Source organism: Psychrobacter sp. N25K4-3-2, assembly GCF_015351755.1.
Lineage (GTDB): Bacteria > Pseudomonadota > Gammaproteobacteria > Pseudomonadales > Moraxellaceae > Psychrobacter > Psychrobacter glaciei.
This window is the reverse complement of the sequence record NZ_JADKLX010000002.1, coordinates 342,577-365,240: the sequence shown is the minus strand read 5'-3', so window position 1 is coordinate 365,240 and position 22,664 is coordinate 342,577. Positions and strand designations below refer to the sequence as shown.

The 22,664-nt window shown below is 43.4% G+C and carries 19 protein-coding genes; 6 read left to right on the top strand and 13 right to left on the bottom strand.

Going from position 1 to position 22,664, the window contains the following annotated elements; all coding sequences use genetic code 11:
• Nucleotides 1-85: 85 nt before the first annotated feature.
• The 5 genes from IOD06_RS06530 to queC form a co-directional block, all read right to left on the bottom strand.
• Nucleotides 86-1,273 carry a mechanosensitive ion channel family protein gene (locus IOD06_RS06530; RefSeq protein ID WP_227669940.1) on the bottom strand — a complete coding sequence of 396 codons (1,188 nt, stop codon included), beginning with the start codon at nucleotides 1,271-1,273 and terminating at the stop codon, nucleotides 86-88.
• Nucleotides 1,274-1,424: 151 nt separating this feature from the next.
• Nucleotides 1,425-2,921: a dihydrolipoyl dehydrogenase gene (locus IOD06_RS06525; protein ID WP_194620066.1), complete on the bottom strand. Its 1,497-nt coding sequence runs from the start codon at nucleotides 2,919-2,921 to the stop codon at nucleotides 1,425-1,427.
• 132 nt (nucleotides 2,922-3,053) lie between these two features.
• Complete coding sequence (locus IOD06_RS06520) at nucleotides 3,054-3,551, bottom strand: peroxiredoxin (protein WP_194620064.1); 498 nt, start codon at nucleotides 3,549-3,551, stop codon at nucleotides 3,054-3,056.
• 158 nt (nucleotides 3,552-3,709) lie between these two features.
• A complete protein-coding gene (locus IOD06_RS06515; RefSeq protein ID WP_189584517.1) occupies nucleotides 3,710-4,039 on the bottom strand; it encodes a hypothetical protein in 330 nt (109 codons plus the stop codon).
• A 229-nt stretch (nucleotides 4,040-4,268) separates the two neighbouring features.
• On the bottom strand, nucleotides 4,269-4,985 hold the full coding sequence (gene queC / locus IOD06_RS06510) for a 7-cyano-7-deazaguanine synthase QueC (RefSeq protein ID WP_265087668.1): 717 nt from the start codon (nucleotides 4,983-4,985) through the stop codon (nucleotides 4,269-4,271).
• Between the two features lie 291 nt (nucleotides 4,986-5,276).
• On the opposite strand from queC, the gene ttcA reads away from it, so the two are divergent.
• Nucleotides 5,277-6,404: a tRNA 2-thiocytidine(32) synthetase TtcA gene (gene ttcA / locus IOD06_RS06505; protein WP_194620051.1), complete on the top strand. Its 1,128-nt coding sequence runs from the start codon at nucleotides 5,277-5,279 to the stop codon at nucleotides 6,402-6,404.
• A gap of 263 nt (nucleotides 6,405-6,667) precedes the next feature.
• Here ttcA and IOD06_RS06500 read toward each other — a convergent pair whose 3' ends face one another.
• The 6 genes from IOD06_RS06500 to ccoN all read right to left on the bottom strand — a co-directional run bounded on the left by IOD06_RS06500 (nucleotide 6,668) and on the right by ccoN (nucleotide 12,777).
• A complete protein-coding gene (locus tag IOD06_RS06500; protein ID WP_010199599.1) occupies nucleotides 6,668-7,249 on the bottom strand; it encodes a FixH family protein in 582 nt (193 codons plus the stop codon).
• 175 nt (nucleotides 7,250-7,424) lie between these two features.
• Entirely contained in the window at nucleotides 7,425-8,834 is a 1,410-nt protein-coding gene (gene ccoG, locus IOD06_RS06495) for a cytochrome c oxidase accessory protein CcoG (protein WP_194620049.1), read from the bottom strand.
• Between the two features lie 489 nt (nucleotides 8,835-9,323).
• Entirely contained in the window at nucleotides 9,324-10,472 is a 1,149-nt protein-coding gene (ccoP, locus tag IOD06_RS06490) for a cytochrome-c oxidase, cbb3-type subunit III (protein WP_194620047.1), read from the bottom strand.
• Nucleotides 10,469-10,651 (bottom strand): CcoQ/FixQ family Cbb3-type cytochrome c oxidase assembly chaperone, encoded by a 183-nt coding sequence (locus IOD06_RS06485; protein WP_010199605.1) that lies wholly within the window; start codon nucleotides 10,649-10,651, stop codon nucleotides 10,469-10,471. The genes ccoP and IOD06_RS06485 overlap by 4 nt, the downstream gene beginning before the upstream one ends.
• On the bottom strand, nucleotides 10,651-11,289 hold the full coding sequence (gene ccoO / locus IOD06_RS06480) for a cytochrome-c oxidase, cbb3-type subunit II (RefSeq protein WP_010199607.1): 639 nt from the start codon (nucleotides 11,287-11,289) through the stop codon (nucleotides 10,651-10,653). The genes IOD06_RS06485 and ccoO overlap by 1 nt, the downstream gene beginning before the upstream one ends.
• A 9-nt stretch (nucleotides 11,290-11,298) precedes the next feature.
• Nucleotides 11,299-12,777 carry a cytochrome-c oxidase, cbb3-type subunit I gene (gene ccoN / locus IOD06_RS06475; RefSeq protein WP_010199609.1) on the bottom strand — a complete coding sequence of 493 codons (1,479 nt, stop codon included), beginning with the start codon at nucleotides 12,775-12,777 and terminating at the stop codon, nucleotides 11,299-11,301.
• Between the two features lie 865 nt (nucleotides 12,778-13,642).
• On the opposite strand from ccoN, the gene IOD06_RS06470 reads away from it, so the two are divergent.
• Nucleotides 13,643-14,032 carry a hypothetical protein gene (locus IOD06_RS06470; protein ID WP_010199611.1) on the top strand — a complete coding sequence of 130 codons (390 nt, stop codon included), beginning with the start codon at nucleotides 13,643-13,645 and terminating at the stop codon, nucleotides 14,030-14,032.
• Nucleotides 14,033-14,191: 159 nt separating this feature from the next.
• On the opposite strand, the gene IOD06_RS06465 is transcribed toward IOD06_RS06470, so the two are convergent.
• Entirely contained in the window at nucleotides 14,192-15,172 is a 981-nt protein-coding gene (locus IOD06_RS06465; RefSeq protein ID WP_194620045.1) for a hypothetical protein, read from the bottom strand.
• Between the two features lie 447 nt (nucleotides 15,173-15,619).
• Here IOD06_RS06465 and IOD06_RS06460 point away from each other — a divergent pair, with 447 nt between their 5' ends.
• From IOD06_RS06460 to IOD06_RS06450, 3 genes are all read left to right on the top strand, one after another.
• Complete coding sequence (locus tag IOD06_RS06460; RefSeq protein ID WP_189584548.1) at nucleotides 15,620-16,855, top strand: lipoprotein-releasing ABC transporter permease subunit; 1,236 nt, start codon at nucleotides 15,620-15,622, stop codon at nucleotides 16,853-16,855.
• A gap of 116 nt (nucleotides 16,856-16,971) precedes the next feature.
• On the top strand, nucleotides 16,972-17,652 hold the full coding sequence (gene lolD / locus IOD06_RS06455) for a lipoprotein-releasing ABC transporter ATP-binding protein LolD (RefSeq protein ID WP_010199619.1): 681 nt from the start codon (nucleotides 16,972-16,974) through the stop codon (nucleotides 17,650-17,652).
• A 386-nt stretch (nucleotides 17,653-18,038) separates the two neighbouring features.
• A complete protein-coding gene (locus tag IOD06_RS06450) occupies nucleotides 18,039-18,347 on the top strand; it encodes a hypothetical protein (RefSeq protein ID WP_010199620.1) in 309 nt (102 codons plus the stop codon).
• Between the two features lie 36 nt (nucleotides 18,348-18,383).
• On the opposite strand, the gene IOD06_RS06445 is transcribed toward IOD06_RS06450, so the two are convergent.
• Nucleotides 18,384-18,959, bottom strand: coding sequence for a DUF2062 domain-containing protein (locus tag IOD06_RS06445; RefSeq protein ID WP_227679593.1), 576 nt, complete (start codon nucleotides 18,957-18,959; stop codon nucleotides 18,384-18,386).
• A 477-nt stretch (nucleotides 18,960-19,436) separates the two neighbouring features.
• Here IOD06_RS06445 and IOD06_RS06440 point away from each other — a divergent pair, with 477 nt between their 5' ends.
• The gene (locus IOD06_RS06440) at nucleotides 19,437-22,457 is read left to right on the top strand and encodes a ComEC/Rec2 family competence protein (protein ID WP_194620042.1); all 3,021 of its coding nucleotides are present in this window, start codon (nucleotides 19,437-19,439) and stop codon (nucleotides 22,455-22,457) included.
• Nucleotides 22,458-22,664: the final 207 nt, after the last annotated feature.

Below are 22,664 nucleotides of genomic sequence, written 5' to 3'. Positions count from 1 at the left end.
CATAGAGAGCTATGTTTGAAGTAGTCTCTGTCGCTTAAGATTTTTGAATTTACTTTTCCAGATTAGGGGCATTCCTTAATAAACGTTATTTATTATCCTTGGTTAGCGGCCGTTTTTCTGATACGACCTGCGTTGTGGTCGCAAAGGGTTTGGTAGCGATAGGATAATCGACGTCTTTTGGCATCAGTAAGCGCATATGCGGGTAAGGGGTGGAGATATTGGCGGCATCAAAGGCACGCTTGATATCCTCTTTTAGACCTTCCTTGATTTTGGGCATGCGCGCGACAGCGGCAGGCTTGACCCAAAAACGCACGATAAAAAACACTCCGTACTCACCAATTTCATCCACGGTAGCTGAGCATTCAGGACGATTGAGCACCACTTCAGTATCAGCAAGGACTTGCAAAATTTCCTTGCGAGCAGTGTCGACATCATCTTCAAAAGCGATACGCACACGAATATCGAAGCGAATAAAGTTCTTGGAGGTTAAATTGGTAACTTCAGAAGAGGCAACGTTAGAGTTGGGAATAATGACGGTGATGTTGTCTCGAGTCAAAATATGGGTGGTGCGTAATGCAATGAGTACGACACGACCTTCATTGTCATTGATATGAATCCAGTCGCCAACCTGAAAAGATTGTTCGAGCAAAATGGTGATACCCGCAATGAAATTAGCAAGGGTTGATTGGGCAGCAAAACCGACTGCCAAGCCCACAATCCCTAAACCTGCGACCAATGAGACAATATCAAAACCAAATTGCGCCATGACGCTGGCAAGTCCGAGTACCAATAGCAGCACTGACAAGATGTTTTGAAGCAGCTGCTCTATAGAAGCGTTGAGACCATAATGCTGTAGCACTCTGTGAATAATCTGTCCAGATGACGTCCAAAGTACGTAATAAATACCCGCCCATGTACTGGCTTTTGCAGTGGCCTTGATAGTCTCTGGCTCAAAGTAAATTTGGCTCATAATGGCAATCAAGCTGGTAACTATCCAGATATAACGCAAAACGGAACGGACGATTTTGGCACGGCGCTCATTCAGTCGAATGCGAGATTTGCTTTTTTTGACAATATAAATAGCCAACCAATAACAAAACCCCAATACCGCAAGCAGTATTAGGATTTTGATACCAGTGCTAACCAACTCTACTGCTTGCGATGTCCAATCGAATGACTCTTCGTCTATAGAGCCGCCCAAAGCGAGGTAAAGGCTGGTGTGCAGGTCACGAATAATCTCTTTAAAAAAGTCGGTAACACTGGCGATTGGCATTTTTTCGTCCATGCAGGGTGTGTTTGTACAAAGTTTTGTACACGAGATGCTTGGCTATAAACTACCTCAAGTTATCAAAGCAATCAAACATAACATGAGTGGTGATTGAGACTAAGCCCTCACTTCTTGGAAAGTGTGACTGAGGTATCCATTAAGAGTTATCTTTTTGTGTGTCTTGAGATTGGAAAGGTATCTCCATCTTATACTGGACATCACGTAGCGCGGTACGCAAACCTTCTAGTATCGTTGGATGATAGAAAGGAGTATCGAGCATGGCTTTGATACTCAAGTCATTGGTAATTGCCATAGCGAGTATATGACCGATATACTCGGCATCAGGACCTACCATGCTAGCGCCTAAGATTCTATCGGTTTTTTTGCATCCATAGATATGCAACAGACCACAGTTGACACCCATCACACGACTGCGACCTTGGTTATCAAAACTGACGCGACCAATGACATACTCCAATTCTGGATCTTGTTGTATTTCTGGTAGAGACATACCGACATTAACGATTTGGGGCGAACAAAACACGATAGAAAAGGGCACTGCTGGTGGACGGATATAGGCAGCGTCTTTATTGTCACAGACCATATTACCTGCACTAAAACCTTCATCACTGGCCACATGTAACAGTGGAATATTGGCATTGGCATCGCCAACAATAAAGACATTCAAATCACCAATTTGACCGGTTTTCTTGCTCAGATCTTTTGGGCGGTTTTTTTCATCGAGTACAACGCCTAGGTTTTCAACGCCTAGCTCGTCAATATTGTTACGGCGACCTGTCGCGACCAGTACGTATTCCCCTTGCCACTGCTGTGTCTCACCTGCGCTGTCTTCATAGTCAATAAAAGCGAGTGAACCTTTATTGCCTTCAGCCGTTTGTACACCGACATCGTTAATTTTACTACCTAAGTGCATCATCAGCTCGCGGCTTAAGCAGTCGATGGCCTTATTGCTAATGTCTGGATCTTTCAGTCCAGCCACCTTTTTGACGCGATTAAATAATGTCACATCCACACCCAAGCGATTAAATGCTTGGGCGAGCTCCAAGCCAATGGCACCTGCACCAACGACCGCCATAGATTTTGGTAAGTCTGGCAGCTCAAAAACGGTATCAGAGGTGAGCAAGGTATCACCAAGCTTGTCCGCCCAACCTTCTGGAATAAAAGGGGAGCTACCTGTGGCCACGATGATTTTTTCTGCTTCAATCACCTCGTCATTGACCTCAATCATACCTTGTTTATTGATATGAGCGTGACCCGCTATTTTTTTGTGATCAGGCCAGCTATCTACTTGCTCTTCGAGATAGCTTTCGAAATGACTGCGTTCGTCGCGTACGCGCCCCATCACTTGTTTGCCATCTATTTGCACAGTTGTGTGAATACCGAATTCAGCAGAATGGTTGGCATCATGTGCACGGTCAGCCGCTGCGATCAATAGTTTGCTAGGCATACAGCCTACAGTGACACAAGTCGTCGTCCAAAAGCCTTCGTTAATAATGACAACATCGTCTTTGATTTTACTGGCTTGGCGAAAGGCGTTTTGTCCTGCTGTACCTGCACCAATGATGGCAACAGAGACTTTACGGGTGACTTGATGGTTTGTGCTATCGACAGCGGTGTCGGACTGGTTTTTCATATTGTTCTCAAGTAGTTATATTTTATAGGATGTGAGTGACTGATAAGACGTTGGCTTTTAATCGTTTGTGCTCAGCGACTCAATAAACGCTATTTTATGACCAATAATTAGTGCCACTAATTATAATAAAAGTTATGGTGCCAATATCGTCAGTAAACGCTCAGTATAATCTTTGGCGCGTAGATTGCGCTGCGCATGCGTGAGATTGCCGTCTTTATCGAATACGAAAGCTGAGCGTACCAGACCTAGCGTTATCTTACCGTACATGTTTTTTTCTTTTATGACCTCAAAGTACTGGCATAGTTTTTCGTCGCTATCACTGATCAGTGGAATCTGTAGATCATATTTCGCGATAAACCTTTCATGAGATTCGACACTATCACGGGAGACCCCGACAATATCATAGCCCAAATCATCAAACTCACTAAGACGCGCCGTGAATTCTGTCGCTTGTGTGGTGCAGCCTGGAGTGCTGTCTTTTGGATAAAAATAAAGGATCAGTCCTTTGTCGGTATGCGCAACCAAGTCTTTTAGGTCAATGTCATCATGAATAAAGTGACCATCGAGCTCACGCACCATCGTCACTGGAAAGTCGGGCAGGGCGATAGTTTCTGTGGTTGGTTTAGCCATGGTAAAGTCCTTAGTCATTTTAATGTTTGTTTGAGTTATGATTGTCTTATTATAGGCAGATTAGCAGAAATAAATACTCAGTTTTACACTTCACTTATTCATTGGCAACAAAAAAGACTGGTAATGACCAGTCTTTTTTGTGTTGAACCTTTTATCAATTATGCCGGTTTTTGTGGTTTCTTTAGATCTAAGCCGACGGTGCATTGCTGCAAGTCTTTTTGCATTTCCTTCACGTAAGATAGGCCTGACGGGTCTTTCTTGTCTTGGGCGTAGCTTTCAATTTCCCACATTTGACCGATCGTCATGTTGCTACGAACGCCAATGGTGCAATTGCACAGTTTGGTCGCGTTATTTTTATCAGCAACTTTATATTTGACGGCCCCGCTCACACAGGTATTAATATTGTCTTGCTCGATATCGGTAGCATTGGCCTGTGGTATGGCAAAAAGAGCCGCTAAGGCTAGGGGTAATACTGGCAAAAACTTCATAAACATCCTCTCAAGGGTAGCGTCAATTTTGTAGATTTTTACTCAAAAATTAAATTACTGAGGTAAATAAGGGTATTTCTCTATCAGTTGTCTATCTGATGACAGAGAGAATCGTCCATACCATAGCAAGTATCGTAATTAAAATACAACGGCGGCGTGCTGTGTTAATGCAAGCGAATGTTTCGCTAATGTTTAGTTATACTGTCTGTCGCTATGAGTACTTAAACTGTTAAGGTTGATAATGAGTAGGATCAGCGATACCTGCTTGGGCGAATCCTTGGCGACGCAAGGTACAGCTATCGCAAACACCGCAGGCAAGACCATTTGCATCGGCTTGATAGCAAGAAATCGTCTGACCATAATCGACACCCAATGACAGCCCAAGCTCGATGGTTTTTGCTTTTGACAGCTGCTGTAATGGTGTCTGAATGGATAAATGATGGCCAGTAACGCCCGCTTTTGTCGCCAAGTTTGCCATGTGCTCAAAAGCGGCAATGTATTCAGGACGACAATCTGGATAACCTGAATAATCGACTGAGCTGACGCCAATAACGATATGGTTGGCGTCGGTCACTTCAGCGACGGCTAAGGCATAAGATAAAAATATGGTATTACGAGCCGGTACATAGGTGTTTGGGATGGCATCGTTATCAATCTCATCACGGTTTTTATTAGGGAACTTCTCCGCATCCCCATCAGGAACCATCATACTGTGATCCGTCAATGATGAGCCACCAAGCTGAGCGATATCAATATCGATAATGCGATGGTTGACCGCTGCCGTTTCGGCGATATTTTTTGCGGCGACAAGCTCACTATTATGGCGTTGACCATAGTTGAAGCTGACCGCAGTCACCGATGCATAACGTGCCTTGGCCCAATACAAACAAGTCACCGAATCAAGCCCGCCCGACAGTAGCACAACGGCATTTTGGCTTTTATGCAGAGCATTTAAGTCAGTATCGGAGGCTTGATTATTGGAGGTGCTTTGCGAAGTAACGTTAGTCATAGTGTTATCTATTATTGGTTTACGAAAAACGGTTATTTTAGCAAAAATCCAACCATTACAGAACCATGCAGCCATTATTTAATGTCCTCTTTTCAAACTGTTAGCAAATTTTGTTATAATCCCTGCTTTTAAAGCATCAGTGTTAACGCTTGCCCATCATGTATGACAGCACTGTAATAGCAGTTTGCTGTATAGCAAAATCACCCTTGTAAAGATATTGAGTAACTTATGACCGCAGCGACCTTGTTTACACCAAAAATTACGCCAGAGTTTGATGAGATGTCTGCTGATGCAGGTATGGCTGACTATACTTTAGAGATTGATAGTATGGAAGATGATGATGCCGCTGAGGATGATTTGATGGCTGAGCAGTTATCACCTACTCAATCAGCACAGTTTCGCAAGCTACAGAAGAAACTGCGTAGACAAGTATCTTGGGCGATTCGTGATTTTAATATGATCGAAGAGGGTGATGTGGTGATGGTCTGTGTTTCAGGAGGCAAAGACAGCTATACCTTATTGGATATTCTATTGCTGCTAAAACGTATTGCACCGATTAATTTTGATATCGTCGCGGTTAATTTGGATCAAAAACAACCCGGCTATCCAGAAGACATTTTGCCAGCGTATCTAAACGAGCAGGGCATTGCCCACTATATTTTAGAAAAAGACACTTATAGTATCGTCAAAAGCGTGGTGCCGGAAGGTAAGACATATTGTTCGGCATGTTCGCGTTTGCGTCGTGGCTCATTATATGGTTTTGCCAAACAAATTGGCGCGACTAAAATTGCTCTTGGTCATCACCGTGATGACATGCTCGCGACTTTCTTTTTAAACTTGTTCCATGGTGGCACGCTAAAATCCATGCCACCGAAACTGCTCAGCGATGACAAGCAAAACATGCTCATTCGTCCATTGGCATACGTTGAAGAAAAAGACATCATTGAATATGCACACCTAAAAGATTTTCCGATTATCCCGTGCAATTTATGTGGTAGCCAGACCAATCTACAGCGCGCTATTATTAATGACATGCTACGCGAATGGGACGATGCTCATCCACAGCGTTTGGCTTCTATCTTTAAGGCGATGCAAAACGTGGCACCGTCGCAACTAGCAGACCGTGAATTGTTTGATTTTGAGCGATTAAGTCTCGATCGTGATGATAATAAGCGTTTGTTTGAAGGGGATAATATTCAGGCAGGGCAGACCGATAGCTTGGCTGAAATTGGCTTACCAATAGCGCCACAAACGCAAACTTTTAATCCAAAGTTTGCCAGTAAGCAACAGTCAGATAAAACGATAGAAAGCAGTCGACCCACACAGAAGATTCCAACAATTAATCCTGTTATCTAGGGCGTGTCTCCAACTCAATCGATGAATATATAAATGGGCTAAAAATGGCTAAATTTTGCTGATATTAATTTTTTGTCGCCTCTGTCTGTGCAGGCACAGCAAGCAAGAAAAATGGATATCAGCAGTGCGTGATGGTTCGATATCACTTTTTACTCACTATAGCCAAATAATAGCCAAAAAAAACCAGCTTATTAATGGCTGGTTTTTTTATGTCTTAATGAATTGATTATTCGCTGAATCTACGAAGTCTATATTTGTATAAGTTAACTCTCAGCAAATACTGGTAGCGGGTCAAAACTAACCTTTGAACGTGGCAATTTTGCCACATCTTGCATACGCCAATCATCTTTGCCTTCATTGCTCACTTGCAAATAGTACTTGGCTTTTACGGGGTCAATATCTACCTTAGCGCTATATTTATTACCTTCTTGGTGCTGTAACACCACATCACGATCTTTTTTAATGTCGGTCGCATGGGAGATTGATAAATCTAATTTATCAGGATAAGTAAGCGGGGTGCCATTAAGTAATTTGCCCGATTGTAAGCTTTGCTCAGGATAATTCAAATAAAACACAATATTACCGTCATCGGCAAACTGCATCTCGCCATGCAGGTCTAAGTCATAAGTCAGCTTGTCACGGGACACATCATGATAAAGCGTCTTGCCATCCATATACCAATCGTCACGAACCACACTGTCACGGATCTGATAGGAGTAATAAACAAACCAGAGGCAAGCAATCACCACAAAGGCTGGCATGCCAATCACAAAGATAACCACCATATAGTTTTTATACCATGGCTGGCTATCTTGGTGCTTAAAATTTGGTGCTGGAGTAGACATAAAATACCTGTTAATCAAATAGCTGTTTATAGATATCCAGTTATCGGATATCTATACAGTGGTATCGACGGATAAATTGACGGCTAACGGCTGTCAGTTTAATGATAATCTATAACCCGCTCGTCGATGACTAACGGGTGAAATATATGAGTCTACACTTGCCACACGCAAGCGTTTACTGACCTTGGGTGGTAAAGACGTTTTGTTTGCTGACCATGTACTGACCATCATTGCTGTTCACATTTAGGGTAACAAGTGTTTGACCAGATTCAATGACATCAGGATCACCATAAATACTGACGGGCATATCAAAGCTTTCACCCGCTTCTAATGGTACATCATTAAAACGCAATTCCAAACTCAGACCTTCTTGCGGGGCAAGGGTTATCTTGTAGGTATGCGGCTCTTGGGTTTTATTGGTCAGCTTGACGATATAGCTGTTTTCAATCATGCCTTGAGTATTGATCGATGACAACTGATTACGGTCACGGCGAATGTCAATCTCTAAGGGGACACGATCGGTCAAGGCATAAACGACACCACCGCAAAGCACGGTCAGTAGCGCTAAATAGGCAAAAAACCGTGGGCGAAATACTCGGCTTTTCTCTTTTTCTGCCAGTTGCCGTTCTGTCGTATAGCGAATCAAACCACGGGGATAACCCACTTTATCCATGACTTCATTACAGGCATCGACGCACGCGGCACATTGAATACAGGCCACTTGTAAGCCATCACGAATGTCGATACCAGTAGGGCATACTTGCACACACATCTGACATTCGATACAGTCGCCTAAATGCTCCGGATTGGTCCCTTTTTTGCGCGCGCCTCGTGGCTCACCGCGCTCATAATCATAGGAGACAATCAGTGTATCTTTATCAAACATAACGCTTTGGAAACGCCCATAAGGACAGATCTGAACACACATCTGCTCACGCATGTAGCCGGCATTCACATAGGTAGAAAAAGCAAAGATAAAGACAGATACCCAAATCCACGTAGGCCAATCGGGGAAGGGAATAACGCCTATCATCTGCCAACTATGATATAAGCTATCAGTGCCGGAGACGTAGCTTACGAATGTAGTCGCCGTAATCATTGAAAAAACAAACCAAATAAAATATACCAAACCACGTTTAAAGGCTTTTTTTGCACTCATCGGTTCTTTATCGAACTTCATGCGCTTATTACGGTCACCAATCACCCATTTTTCAACATACTGATATAGATGCGTCCAGATCGTTTGGGGACACGCATAGCCGCACCATACCCGACCAGCGTATACCGTTACCATAAATAAGGTAAAAGCGGCAATCAACGCAAAGGCGGCAATGAAATAAAAATCTTGAGTCAAAAAAGTCATGCCAAAAATATAGTAATGCTGCGAGGGCACATCAAACCATATTGCCTGCCTATCATTATAACGCAGCCATGGCAGTAACAAAAACAGCGCCAAAAACGCATACATACTAACGACACGGATATTTTGATAAAAACCCGTGATAAATCGAGGATGAATACGATGCTTGGTGGCATCAAGATCAATCTGCTGTACAGGGATTTTATTGGGTTGTGGTGCTGACATAAACGTGCCTCTTTAAAAAAAGAATCAGTCTGCTGGCATGATGAACAAACACCTATAATAAAAAGATGTCGGGATGTGCGATGTTATCAATGTCAGTAAGTAGCTGAGTGGGATAATCACTGTAAAAAACAGCGAACCCTGCTACCAAGTGAGCGATTGTAAATAGCCAATTACGATTGAACCATTCATACTAAAAATGGCGATCGATTCGTGGTTTTCAAATCGTGCTATTTTAGCATTATCCCTACTATAAATGGGGTAATAATGCTCAAAAACAATCATTGTATCCAAATTATATTGACCGACTGGTTACCGTCGAGTCGCCTGCACAGCTGGCTTTGCAGAGTAAATAAGTATCATGACAAAGACATGAAAGCGCTTAAACTAAAATTTTCAGCCAAATTGCCAAACAAAAGGGAGAACTGCAATAACAGTTCTCCCTTTTTTCGATCTTATCCATTTATCCTATAACGACTGACTAAAGTAGTCTTAGTTAACGGTAGCTGCTGCCGGTGCTGCTGCTTTTGGCGCAGTAGCAGTAATAGGTAGGGCTTGAGTGGCTTTAGCTGGCTTGTCTGACAAAGAGTAAATATAAGCAGCAAGTAGCATAATACGCTCATTACCTAGCTTCGTTTCCCACTGCGGCATCACACCTGCGCGTCCGTAACGTAAAGTATTACGTACCGTTTCGCGCTCGCCGCCATATAACCAAATGGTATCAGTTAAGTTTGGCGCACCCGCTGAAATCATACCTTTGCCGTCTTTATCATGGCATAACGCACAATTTTGTTGGAAGATAGCTGAACCTTGAGCAACCAATGTCTGATCAAGTTTGCCGTTGCTTTTGCTACCGTTATTCGACGATAACGATAATACATATTCTGATGCTGCACGCACACCGTCTTCACCGATCTGATCGCGCCATGCTGGCATACCACCAACGCGGCCATTGTGTAGCGTGGTCAAAATATTTTGTGCTTCGCCGCCATATAACCAATCATTATCAGTTAGGTTAGGGTAGCCTGTTGCACCTTTCGCATTAGAGCCATGACATACCGAACAGTTCTGTAAGAACAAACGGCTACCGACTTTTAGGGCGTTCGGATTTTCAGACAGCTTTTCAATATAAGGGGCAAGCTCAGCAATTTTTCCGTCAATTTGTGTTTGCAAATCTGCAGGTGGTGTCTCACTACGACGCATGGTTGCTTGCAACTCATTAAGTGTACCCAATGTCGCAGTCGCGCCCGCTGCATCTGCTTTTACCAAGATGCTTTGCTCAAAATTATCGGTAAAGATTTTATTATTGCTTTCAAGCTCACTGAATAGCTCGTTCTTAGAGGTCCATGGTACGGTTTCGCCATCGACTTCTACGGTGGCGATGCCTTCCCAGTGTGCTGGGAACATTGCTGGGAAAAATACCCAGTAAGCGACACCCCAAACGATTGAGCCAAAAAATATCACCAACCACCATTTAGGGAGTGGTTTGTCGTATTCTCGGATACCATCATATTCATGACCAGTGGTACCGTCTTCCTCGACGTCTGGCTTGTATTTTAATACAAACAGTAGAACGCCAAGAATGAAAAGCCAGCAGCCGAAACTGAATAGCGTGATCCAAGAACTCCAAAAAAATGTCATCGTTTATCCTTATTGCGCTGCTCTTCAGACAGAGACTTTATATCCTCGTCATCAAGCGCAAGTTGTGCATCTTCTTCGAAGCGTTTTTTGTTTTTTGGCGAATACGCCCACCATGCAACGCCTACGAAGGCAACAAAGGCAGAGACGGTCGCAATTGTTTGTAATTCACCAATACCCATTAGCGCTGTCCTTCCATTGCGGTGCCTAACTGCTGAAGGTAGGCGACTAAAGCATCAAGCTCAGTGGCACCAAGCACAGCATCAGGAGCACCTTCAATATCTTCTTCAGTGTAAGGTACGCCAAAACGATCGCGGAATAGACGCATCTTCGCTTGTACGTTCGTACCGTTGACTTCGTTGGTCGCAAGCCAAGGGAAACCTGGCATCACTGACTCAGGTACTAGTGACCGTGGCGCAATGAGATGTTGCTTTTGCCAGTCTTCCGAATAGCGTCCACCAACACGTGCTAGGTCAGGCCCTGTACGTTTTGAACCCCATAAGAATGGATGATCCCATGTTGATTCAGCGGCACGTGAATACGGCCCATAACGTTCAACTTCAGCACGCAGTGGGCGAACCATCTGCGTGTGACAGACGTGACAACCTTCACGAATATAAATATCACGACCTTCAAATTCAAGCGCAGTCCATGGCTCCATAGAAGGTAGTGGGGCGTTCACGCCACCTTCTTCTGGACCCTTGTTATCATAAATCAGCGGTACGATTTCAACTAACGTTGCAAAACTAATCGCAATAACGATACCGATGACCAACAAGCCTGTATTTTTTTCAATAATTTCATGCGGTGTACCAGCCATGATCGCTCCTTATACTTTAGCTGTCGAGGTATTGACACTAGATTCGTGATCCGTAGGATCAGCAACATCTACAGGCTTACCTTCAGGCATCTTAAGTGTTTTATAAACGTTATATGCCATCACAAACATACCCGACACATATAAGAAGCCACCAAAAGCACGACCAATATATGGGAAATGTGAGAACTCAACCGTATCAACGAAGCTATATACCAAAGTACCATCTGGGTTAGTAGCCAGCCACATCATGCCTTGGCCAATACCTGAGATCCACATTGATACGATGTAAAAGATAGTCCCTGCCGTCGCTAGCCAGAAATGCGTGGTGATTAAGCTGATAGAGTACATTTTTGGCTTATTATAAATACGAGGCAACAGTACATATAACGAACCAATAGTAATCATGCCCACCCAACCAAGCGCACCTGAGTGTACGTGACCAATTGTCCAATCCGTATTATGCGATAGCGCATTAACGGTTTTGATAGACATCATTGGGCCTTCGAATGTCGACATGGCATAGAATGACAGTGCCACAATCATAAAGCGAATGATCGGATCGGTACGTAACTTATCCCAACTACCAGATAGCGTCAAGACACCATTAATCATACCACCCCAAGACGGCGCGAATAAGATGATGGAGAATACCATTGCCAATGACTGCGTCCAATCAGGAAGCGCCGAATAATGCAAATGGTGACCGCCAGCCCACATATAAGACGCAATCAATGCCCAAAAGTGAACAATAGACAAACGATACGAATAAATAGGACGACCAATCTGTACTGGGACAAAGTAATACATCATCCCAAGGAAAGCTGCCGTCAAGTAAAAACCGACCGCGTTATGTCCATACCACCATTGCACCATGGCATCGGTTGCACCGCCAAATAACGAGTAAGATTTAAACGCACTAACCGGAATCGCCATGCTATTTACAATGTGTAGTAACGCAATCGTAATAATAAAAGCGGCAAAGAACCAGTTAGCCACATAGATATGTGAGGTTTTGCGTTTGATGAGTGTTCCGAAGAAAACAATGGCATAAGATATCCACACCAACGCAATCAATATGTCGATTGGCCACTCAAGCTCAGCGTATTCTTTACTCGAGGTCAAACCTAGCGGTAATGTAATGACAGCAGAAACGATAACAGCCTGCCAACCCCAAAAGGTAAACCAAGCCAAATACGGTGCGAACAAGCGTGTCTTACAGGTACGCTGGACGATGTAGTAAGACGTTGCGAACAGGGCAGAGCCACCGAACGCAAAAATAACCGCATTGGTATGTAGCGGTCTTAGACGGCTAAAGGTCAGCCATGGGATGTCAAAGTTAAGTGCTGGCCATGCTAACTGTGAAGCAATGAACACGCCAAGACTCATGCCGACGATGCCCCATACAACGGCCATTATCGTAAAAAATCTTACGACAGTAATTTCATACTCACGGTCAACTGGGGCGACTGCTGTGTTTTGTAAACTCATTGGATGATTCCTTTACAGCCCGAATTATCAACAGAATTAACTAACTCTCCGCGCTATCTGTATCAAATAAATTGATGCGAGCAAATAGTGACTGCGGTACATGCTGTTTTTTGACTCATTTATCATCTTAAGGTTATTAACTATCAAGCTAAGCTTCCACTCGGTATCTACTGATGCAAAGAGGAAGGGGGAAGCGCTAGAAAAATATCTCGCTTACAACCAGTTGATAGTAGGATTGTTAATAACTCGTTAAGGGGAATAAGGAGTGGCGCCGTATAATTAAGCATCAAACATCTAGCGATGTTAAGGATTTATCTTAATTACTACTGAAAATAACAGCACTAACGAAGATAGATACTGGTATCCATCTGGTAATAAAATATTATTGACCATTGATGTATGCTAGCGGCGGCTGACAAAAAAACAGATTAACGTAATGTTTAGTTAAAACTCCCGACTCTGTTTAAGGGTATTGTAACGCAATCCTAATCAAATATCATCAGAACTATGCGGCAAAATACAAACTCTTTGGTAAAAATATAGGCAGGCAACTCTTTGTAGTTATGCTAGGAGCCTATTTTATACCCAATTTTAAGACTATTCTAGAGGGTTAAATGATACGAATTGCAGGGTACAAGGACAAACTCTAGAGAAATTTTTGTAACAATGGCAACATTAGCTTTATAAATAGGTTTTACTTATCATCAAATCGCCCTTTATAATGAGGCTGAAGAATATCGATAGTAGATTTCCTATCCATTGTTATGACAACAATGACAAAATAACGAGTTTAATCATTTGGACACAATTGGGCGGCGGTAATCCATAAGGTGAACCCAGTACCCCATTCATTAAGGATAATAAGATGGCAGTTTTTTTGACAGATGCATGGTTCGATGACGTTGAGAAGTTAGGTAGTGAAGCCGGTGAGCTAAATTTGCCGCCAGCGCTGGCTAATATGATTATTAACCTAAAAGTGTCCGACACGGACAAAGACATCGAAGCCAACTTTGCTGATGGCTTGTTGCATCGCGGCTTGAATGATAATGCGACCACCACACTCTTGCTTGACCGTAGTATCTTGCAATCTATCATCACTGATTTCGACACTAATGAAATTATGGGTGCGTTTATGGGTGGCAAAATTCGTGTCGAAGGTGACATGTCACAACTGATGGCGGTACAGACTGCGCGTCCAAGTGCTGAGCAAAAAGAATTATACAAGCGTATCAAATCAATGACGACGATGGCTTAACGGCTTAAGCCTGTATTCTCTAGATTCTCCCAATCGGTTAGTTTTGATCAATCTCATTCACACTGACCATAAAAAAATCCCCTAATTCTATGTTAGGGGATTTTTTTATGATCGATGACTGTCACAATGACGTATAGTTAAGGATAGTTGTTAAATTCTCTAGCTGGCTTTTGATTGCGCCGTCGCGTCTTGTGACTTTTGATTTTCTTTGTAAATGGCGGCTTGTAGCCAAACATTTGCCTGAATATAATCATGTACTTTGATAGAAGCAGTCTCTACTGTATTGAGCGCGCCAATACGTACCACGAATGGGTCAGCATCTTGCTCACGTAGTATTACCACATCAAACAAGATGATTGATTTGCCGTTAAAGACGGTTTCTTGCTTGCCAAGTACTTGACCTTGGCACCATGCCTCGTCTTCTTGTCCCAAAGTATCACCGAACAGATACGCACACATGTGACCCAAGTTAATCTCTACAGGAGCCATTTGTTCTTTGGTTTCAGGCTTCCATTCTTTGATTTGCTCTTGTAGATCGTCTGGTATTTGGCCGTCATTGGCAGCGACGATGTCGTTAAACGCGCGGTGGTAGCGGATGGCTTCTTGATCTTCGACCATAATGACTTCTTGCTGTTCGCTCAGCTTAATTTCATGCGCCCAAGCACTGAAATTCGCAAAATACGAACTGTCGCGCTGATATAAGTGGCGATTGGCTGTATAAAGCTGGTCAAAGGCATAAATAATACTGCCATCAGCCGTACGTAAGCGCAGTACTGCGTCGTGCGAGTTGTCATTGGCGATGATACGCTCTATTTTGCAATGCAGCCCATAAGGACTGTCAACACAAGGGTAGGCGTTGATAAAACGTTCTGGTTTGCCGTCTTTCATTGCCAGCACTTGGTTGATGTGACAAGGCTGATCTTCAGACAACAACAAGCAACTGTCTTTGGCGCTGACGTTGGGGTTGAGACCTTTGGGCATGGCTGCTTTTTCGATCATTTTTTGTAGCCACTCTGGCACATCCTGACTCATGTCATCGGTTAAAATACGCCAATGATCGGCATGACCCGCAGCTTGCTCGTCGGATAATGTGATTTTGGTAGGGGATTGGATGTTTTTATATTGATAATTAATGGTCATGAAAATACTCAAACTTAAGTCAGCGATGAAGTTTGGACCTAACGCTGTGATTGCTTATCTAGCATCCAATATTTACAATCATTGGTCTATGATAGCCAGCAATGTCAGCAGCACAGGGTCAGCAAACAACAATGAGGGGTTAGTGACAATTGTCCTTAGCATACAATATATAGGTATAGACGCAAGTAATAGCAAGCCCCTCATAAAAAATAATAACAAAACCCTATTTTTATTAAAAAATACGCGCAGTTTTTGCTAATGACTGGCACATATCTGCCAAATTGTGTCAAACTAGCTCCCTTTTGATGGCCAAATCTGGCCTATTTTAAACCCTATTTTTGTGTTCGATTTATATGTTGGTATGGCAGACGCCATATATAAGGCGTTTGTCGCTGCTCGTTTTGGCGCATATAAAGGTCGCACGTAGATAAGATAAAGAGTTTGAATATGTTTCGTCCTTTAGCGTTATTTATCGGCTTACGATACACCCGAGCAGAGCGTAGTAATGGTTTTATTTCCTTTATATCACTGATCTCGATGATAGGTTTGACCCTTGGGGTTGCCGTATTGATTACGGTACTGTCGGTCATGAATGGTTTTGACCGTGAGCTAAAAACCCGTATTTTGGGCATGGTGCCGCAAGCAACGGTCATCTCAAGTGAGGTGATTGGCGATTGGGAACAATTGGCAGATCGTATCAAAGAAGATCCAGAAGTGGCTGCTGTGGCACCCTTCATTCAATTACAAGGCATGCTGACGTCGAATGGCCAAGTGGCAGGCATTATGGTCACTGGCGTCGATCCTCAGTACGAAAAAAATGTCTCGATCATCAACGATCATATGACTGAAGGTAGTATCGACACGCTGCAAGCTGGTGATTTTAGTATTGTACTGGGTGAAGAGATGGTGCAATCACTGGGCTTAAGTATCGGTGATAAGGTGACTTTGGTGTTGCCAGAAGCATCGCCATCACCTGCTGGTGTGATACCGCGCTTTAAGCGTTTTACCCTCACGGGTATTTTTAGTATCAGTCCAGAAGTGGACAGCCTCATGGCCTTTATCCCGATGAGTGATGCCGGCAAATTGTTACGTCTGCCAGCTGGTGCTCAAGGTATCCGTATGAAGCTAAATGATATCTTTACCGCGCCCATCGCTGCTCAAAAAGCGGCTGCCATTGCCCCTGATCGACTCTATCCGAATGACTGGACGCAAACGCATGGCAATCTATTTGGGGCGATCCAAATGGAAAAAGCCATGGTAGGATTGCTACTGTTCTTAATCATCCTAGTGGCAGCATTTAATATTGTTTCAAGCTTGGTGATGCTGGTCACGGATAAAAAAGCGGATATTGCGATTCTCAAAACCTTTGGCGCGTCACCTCGTCTGATTACCCAAGTATTTATGGTACAAGGCGTGGTCATCGGCGTCATCGGTACGATTGCGGGTACGATACTGGGCGTTATATTTGCGCTCACGGTTAGCGACATTCTAGGCTTTATTAATCAAGCCTTCGGTCTCAATCTTTTTGATGCTTACTTTGTCAATTACCTACCATCACAGCTGCGTTTGACGGATGTGATATTGATTACTGGTGCGTCGTTCATATTGAGCTTTTTGGCCACGATTTATCCAGCACGCCGAGCGGCTAAAATTCAGCCTGCACAAACACTGCGCTATGAATAATTAAAGCCATAAGCGAGGGATTGAGCCGCGGATTTACTCGCGCGCTCAAGGCTAGAATGTTTAGTCAGGTTTAAAAAAATCATGAATATCGGTATAAATAAAATAAAGGAAGCGCTATGTCTGCCATTCTAAAAGCGACCAATATTAATAAGATATATGATGAAGGTGCAGTTAGCACCCAAGTATTGACAGGCTTGGATTTGACCGTCCACGCGGGTGAACGCATCGCTATCGTTGGTACCAGCGGCTCGGGCAAAAGCACTTTGCTACATTTGCTGGGTGGATTGGATACGCCAACCAGCGGTGAAGTTTGGTTGCATGGTCAGTTGTTAAACAGTATGAATGAGACCGAACGCGGTGCGATGCGTAATAAGCATTTGGGATTTATTTATCAGTTTCATCATCTATTGGCTGAGTTTACTGCCATTGAAAACGTCGCGATGCCATTGCTGCTACGCCCAAAAGTATCAACGACTGAGGCGAGAGATCAAGCAATAGCGATATTAGAGAGCGTTGGTCTAGAGCATCGTTTGGCGCATAGACCTGGCGAGCTATCAGGCGGTGAGCGTCAACGCGTGGCCATTGCTCGTGCACTCGTCACCAAACCTTCGCTCATATTGGCAGATGAGCCAACGGGCAACTTGGATTATGACAATGCGCAAAGCGTTTTTGGCCTACTATCAGAGCTGCAAAGTACCATGCAAACGGCACTACTGATGGTGACGCATGACCGTAACTTGGCGGCATTGGCGGATCGTCAGCTGTTACTGCGTAATGGTCATTGGGAACAATACTAAATGGCTTAAGTGTGAGGTATCCTAAGTATTTAAGGTATGTCCTCAATTCAATCAACAGTCATATAGATAAGCTAACAATGGCTAAGTTTTGCCAAAAAGCGAAGATAATATCCAGTTAATACCTCGATATTATCTTCGCTTTTTTTCTTGTTTGGCTACAATGGGGCTCATTTTTATTACTTTACTTAAAATGATGACACGCTTTAGAAGAAATATCATAAAGTAGAGTATAAAAAATAGGTTGCCAACTATAGTTTGCTGAGTATAATTGGATGCAGTAAAGAGTAGTGCAGGTGCAGACAGAGTGATCCTAACAATGTACCTGATGTATTTTTTATATAGAATCGGCTGTAGTAGCCTTATTTAATAGAACAAGGATAATGACAATGAATGAAGATGAAGATCCAATCGCTGCTTTTGGTAGTGCCGAAGAAGGCAATGAGCCATTGAAACCGTATATTGATCCAACGTTGTTTGACACCGTCGACAAAGATGCACAGATTGAACTACTTACTTCAGTTTTTGATTCTATTACGCTGGCAGGTGTTGATTACGATTTAAAAGCGCAGGACAGCGCCACTGGTAAACGCTATACCCTGCTCAAAGACGAAAAAGTGGTCGATATCTTTGTGATGGATAGCAGCTTTACAGACAATGTCCTAGCAGCGATAGAAAAAGACAAAGAAGACGAGTAATTGGATTCAATGAGCCGTATGTGTTGAGGTTGCAGATTATCGTTTAGGCGGTTTCTCTTGAGCGGTGTGCTGACGTTTTTGCCAGCTTGACACGGTTTTATAACGCCAAATAGCCTTAAATGCCAATCCGCAAATGATGCTGGTAATAATGGCGAGTATGGCGCTTCCCACACAAAACGCGGTTAATGAAACAGTACCGTGATAAGTGATAAAGGGGTTGGCGCCATCAGATAGTACCCACAAGCTAAAATCAGCAATCATCCTGCCGATAAGTCGTAAACTGATCATCGGCACATCAATAATCTTAGCGCCGATGTAGTAACCAGCATAAAAGATAGGTAGGCTAGTGACGGGGTTGGTGATCCACGTCAAACCAAGCGCCATAGGGACATTGGCACGAAAAATTAGCGAGCCAATTAATGCCAATAGCATCTGTCCGGGTAGCGGAAAAAATGCACTGAGTACACCGATATAGACCGCTTTATTTAAGCTGTGCCGGTTAAAATGCCATAAACGCGGATCAGCCAAATGCGGTGCAAATAATTTTAAAATGCGGCTTTCTAGAATTTTCTCTGGTGTGGGCAGCAAGTCTTTAAGACGTTTTTGGGGCACAGTATCGCCTTTAATCGTTATCAACCGCTGGCTCAATCATATTGATGGGCTGATATAAAGAGATATTAGGAATAAAATACGGGTGGGAATAGTATCAGAAAAAAAGGGTAATAGTGTCGAATAATTATTATTGTAATACCTCTCATCAGTATAGGGCAATACTAAAATAAATGCTATCGCTTGACCAACGAGACAGTCGTCATTGCTAGGGCCTGTCTTCAATTCAATCGATAGTCATCTAAATGGGCTAAAAATGGCTAAATCTTGCCAAACATCGTCAAATAGCTGGTTAATATCCCGATATTATCTGCGCTATTTTTCTTGTTTGACGGCAATTTATCTCATTTTTATCACCATTTTTGAAATGAAGACACGCCCTAGAGTGAAACGATATACTCGCGCCCATTTTTGTGAGCAATGATAATCCGTTAAAATTGACTGTATCTAAACAGTCAGCTCATTAAGCAAGGAGCGCTGGTGTACTGGTTACTTGGTAGTCTGGTGATTATCGTTATGATGGGCGTTTTGGCAGTCGCGGATAGTCTGGCGATACCAATCAATTCATCAATAGAGCTGCATAACGCTAACAGTTGGCCGCTATTATTAGTCATTATTGCTATTGTCTTGATAGCTATTAATCAGCGTCAAGCGCTGTCTATAAAATCAGTTAACGTCCAAAAGCTTTCTTCTAAACACCAACCTTCTCAACCTTTTTTTTCTCAAGACACGTCTAAATATTTTTCTTCTTCCTCTAAATTTCCCATTCGAATTGTCAATTATTTGCTGATAATGATACTGGCCATGGGGCTGGTGATGGGTAGCGCATTGCAAGCCTTGATGGGTTATCAGCAGGCTGAAGCGACCAAAATTACTGAGTCTATGCGTGTACAGGCTTTGGTCACTATCGAAGGTATTAGTGATAGCGTTTATGATGGTGTCACCAATAGCGGTTATCGACAAGTCGCTACCGTCAGTCATATATCGCCCCTAATTTCTGAGTTGACGGCTCAAGAATTAGATAGTGCTAAGGTCAATTATTTCACAGGTATAGAAAATAGCCTAAGCAATAATAATTTATTTGATGATACTTCAAATGAAAGTAGTGATAGCAATATTGAATATCGAGTGCTACTCAATGCTTATCCAAAAAAAGGCGCTAAAAGTGCTCAGGTCACCGATCTAAATCAGTTGCGACCGGGTGATCAGCTGTTTATGACGTTAACGCTCGCACCGCTTGCTACCTCTGAGCAAGCTCTCAATAATCCCTCTGGATTTGATAGCTATCGCTGGTTACGAGGTCGTCATATCGATGGGGTTGCAAACATAGTGACGACCAGCGCGTCGTCTTTTGCGCTCGATGAGTCGTCTGAACTGGAAGCTGCTTCTCGCTCCTATCTTAAGCGCTTTCGTACTCGGATTGACCAAGGGCGTTGGCAATTGCGACAGCATTTTTATCAAGAGTGGGCGGGACAAACTACAGCCACGCAGCAAGCAAAAGCGGTGACTCTAAGTTTGCTCACAGGCGATCGCAGCTTAATCAATCGCGATACCAAAGATCTGTATCAACTGGCTGGTATTTCACATTTGCTGGCTATCTCTGGCACTCATGTGTTGTTTTTAGCGATTATGCTGGCAGGGACAGTCGTATTCTTGCTCAATCGTCTGTATCCAGCTTTATATCGGCACATACCACGCTGGCAAGTGTGCTGGTGGGTGATGATCAGTGCCGCTTTTATTTATGCGCTATTCACTGGTTTCGATGTACCTGCTGCTCGTACTGCATGGATGTTATTGGCGATAGGTCTAGTACGATTAACCTTGCTACCGATTAGTACGATGCGAGTATTGTTGGCGCTGGCAGTCTTGATGGCATGGTTTGATCCTTATGTGCTCTGGCAAGCTGGTTATTGGTTGTCCTTTATCGCTGTGGCGCTGTTGCTAAAATACGATAGTGCTTCACAGTCGCAAAATAACTCAGTGTTATCACAATCAGAGAAACCTCTCTCTCAGCATGATATTAAATATAGCCGTATTTTACTTATAAAAGTATGGCTTACAGGCAAACGTGTCTTTAAGTTGCAGTTCTGGTTATTTATCTCGTTGCTACCCATTACGTTGTTATTGTTTGGCAAAGCTTCACTATGGGGTCTAGTCATCAATTTATTTGCCATTGGTTTATTTGGCTGGGTCATCGTACCGCTCAATCTACTAGCTGGGCTTTGCTACTTATTATGGCCTGCGCTTGCTGATAGCATCTGGGTGTTGGTCAGCGCAATCATCAGTAATTTACATGATTTGATTACGTGGTTAACATCATTGCCAGCGCTGTCAGAGGCGTGGCTGTATACGCCAGTGAATATGGCGATATTACTGATGGTATTGCTGGCGATGTTGCCTTGGTTATTACCACGTGGACTTATCAGTCGTTGGCTGGCATTACCGCCTTTGACGCTATTAATGATGACGGTATATGCCAACCAGCAGTCATTAGCCACGTCACCAACTTTATATATATTACCCACTGGAGATCACTATATAAGCGCGGCGGTGCTGCAATACCCTATAATGGATAACGAGGTTGGGGTTAAGGATAATAAGGCGCAGTCCGCGAAGGGAAGCGTGAGTTGGTTGTTTTTGGCAGACCACAAGCCTAGTGCGACACGTACCATGCCAAGTACCTTGACGGCAGAGAAGCTGTCCGCGATATTAGAGCAGCAATTACGCACCTTATCGATTAAACGCTTAGAAGGGCTCGTAGTACAGACCAGCAGTGCAGGATTGACCGATACGCTCACTATTAATGAGGCAGACAATACATTTAAACCTAACGCCTCAGAGTTGTTGCCGATGACCGTTGCCAGAATAAGTCAGCGCCTACCGACCAGCCAGTATTGGCAAGCAGGGCGTAGTGATCGTTGGTTTGAGCGAGAAAAAATTTATAAAGAAGCAAGCGAATCTAACAATGCAGCGCATGTCACTACCAAAACGTATATCAGCCCTAAAAGCTGTGAGCAAAATGACTCATGGCAGCTCCCCAACGGGGGTTTATCATTACAAGCAATGACGGGCTGGAGTAAGATAGATGATGCCAGTGTGTGGGACTGTACACTTGCCATCGATAGCAGGTTGCCGATACAAGTATTGCAGTATAATGCAGCTGATCCACTCAATTCACCGCTGGCCACCTCTCAACTACTAACGGCAATTCCCTCTACAGCAAAAAATACGCAACCAAACAACCAAGAACTTACTATGCAAGCTCAGTCTTTGCCATCACGTATCGTTGTTGATGCCGATACCCATCAGCGCGTTTGGCAACTGTGGTCACTGCTCTGCCAAGCTGAACCATTTGATAATAGCGCCTATAGTCATCATACTTGGCTTGGGCACAGCGCCTCACACCTAGCGACCGATGATATTAAGCGCCAGCGTATCAATGAGGTCATTACTCATGATGATAATGCACTTGAGGCAGCACTGTCTCTGAATGCTCATTGAGTCTTAGAATAATATTTGGACGCGACATCTTATTTTGACAATACATTCTAAAAATCATCTTAACCATAGCAGCGTTATAATATGGTGATATTTCACGGTTACACTCTTGAACCATAACCGAAATAGCACCATACTTAGCACTCTATTAATATAGATGACCTATACAGTGAGAAAATTTGATTTCTCACTGTATTTATTTTCTATATC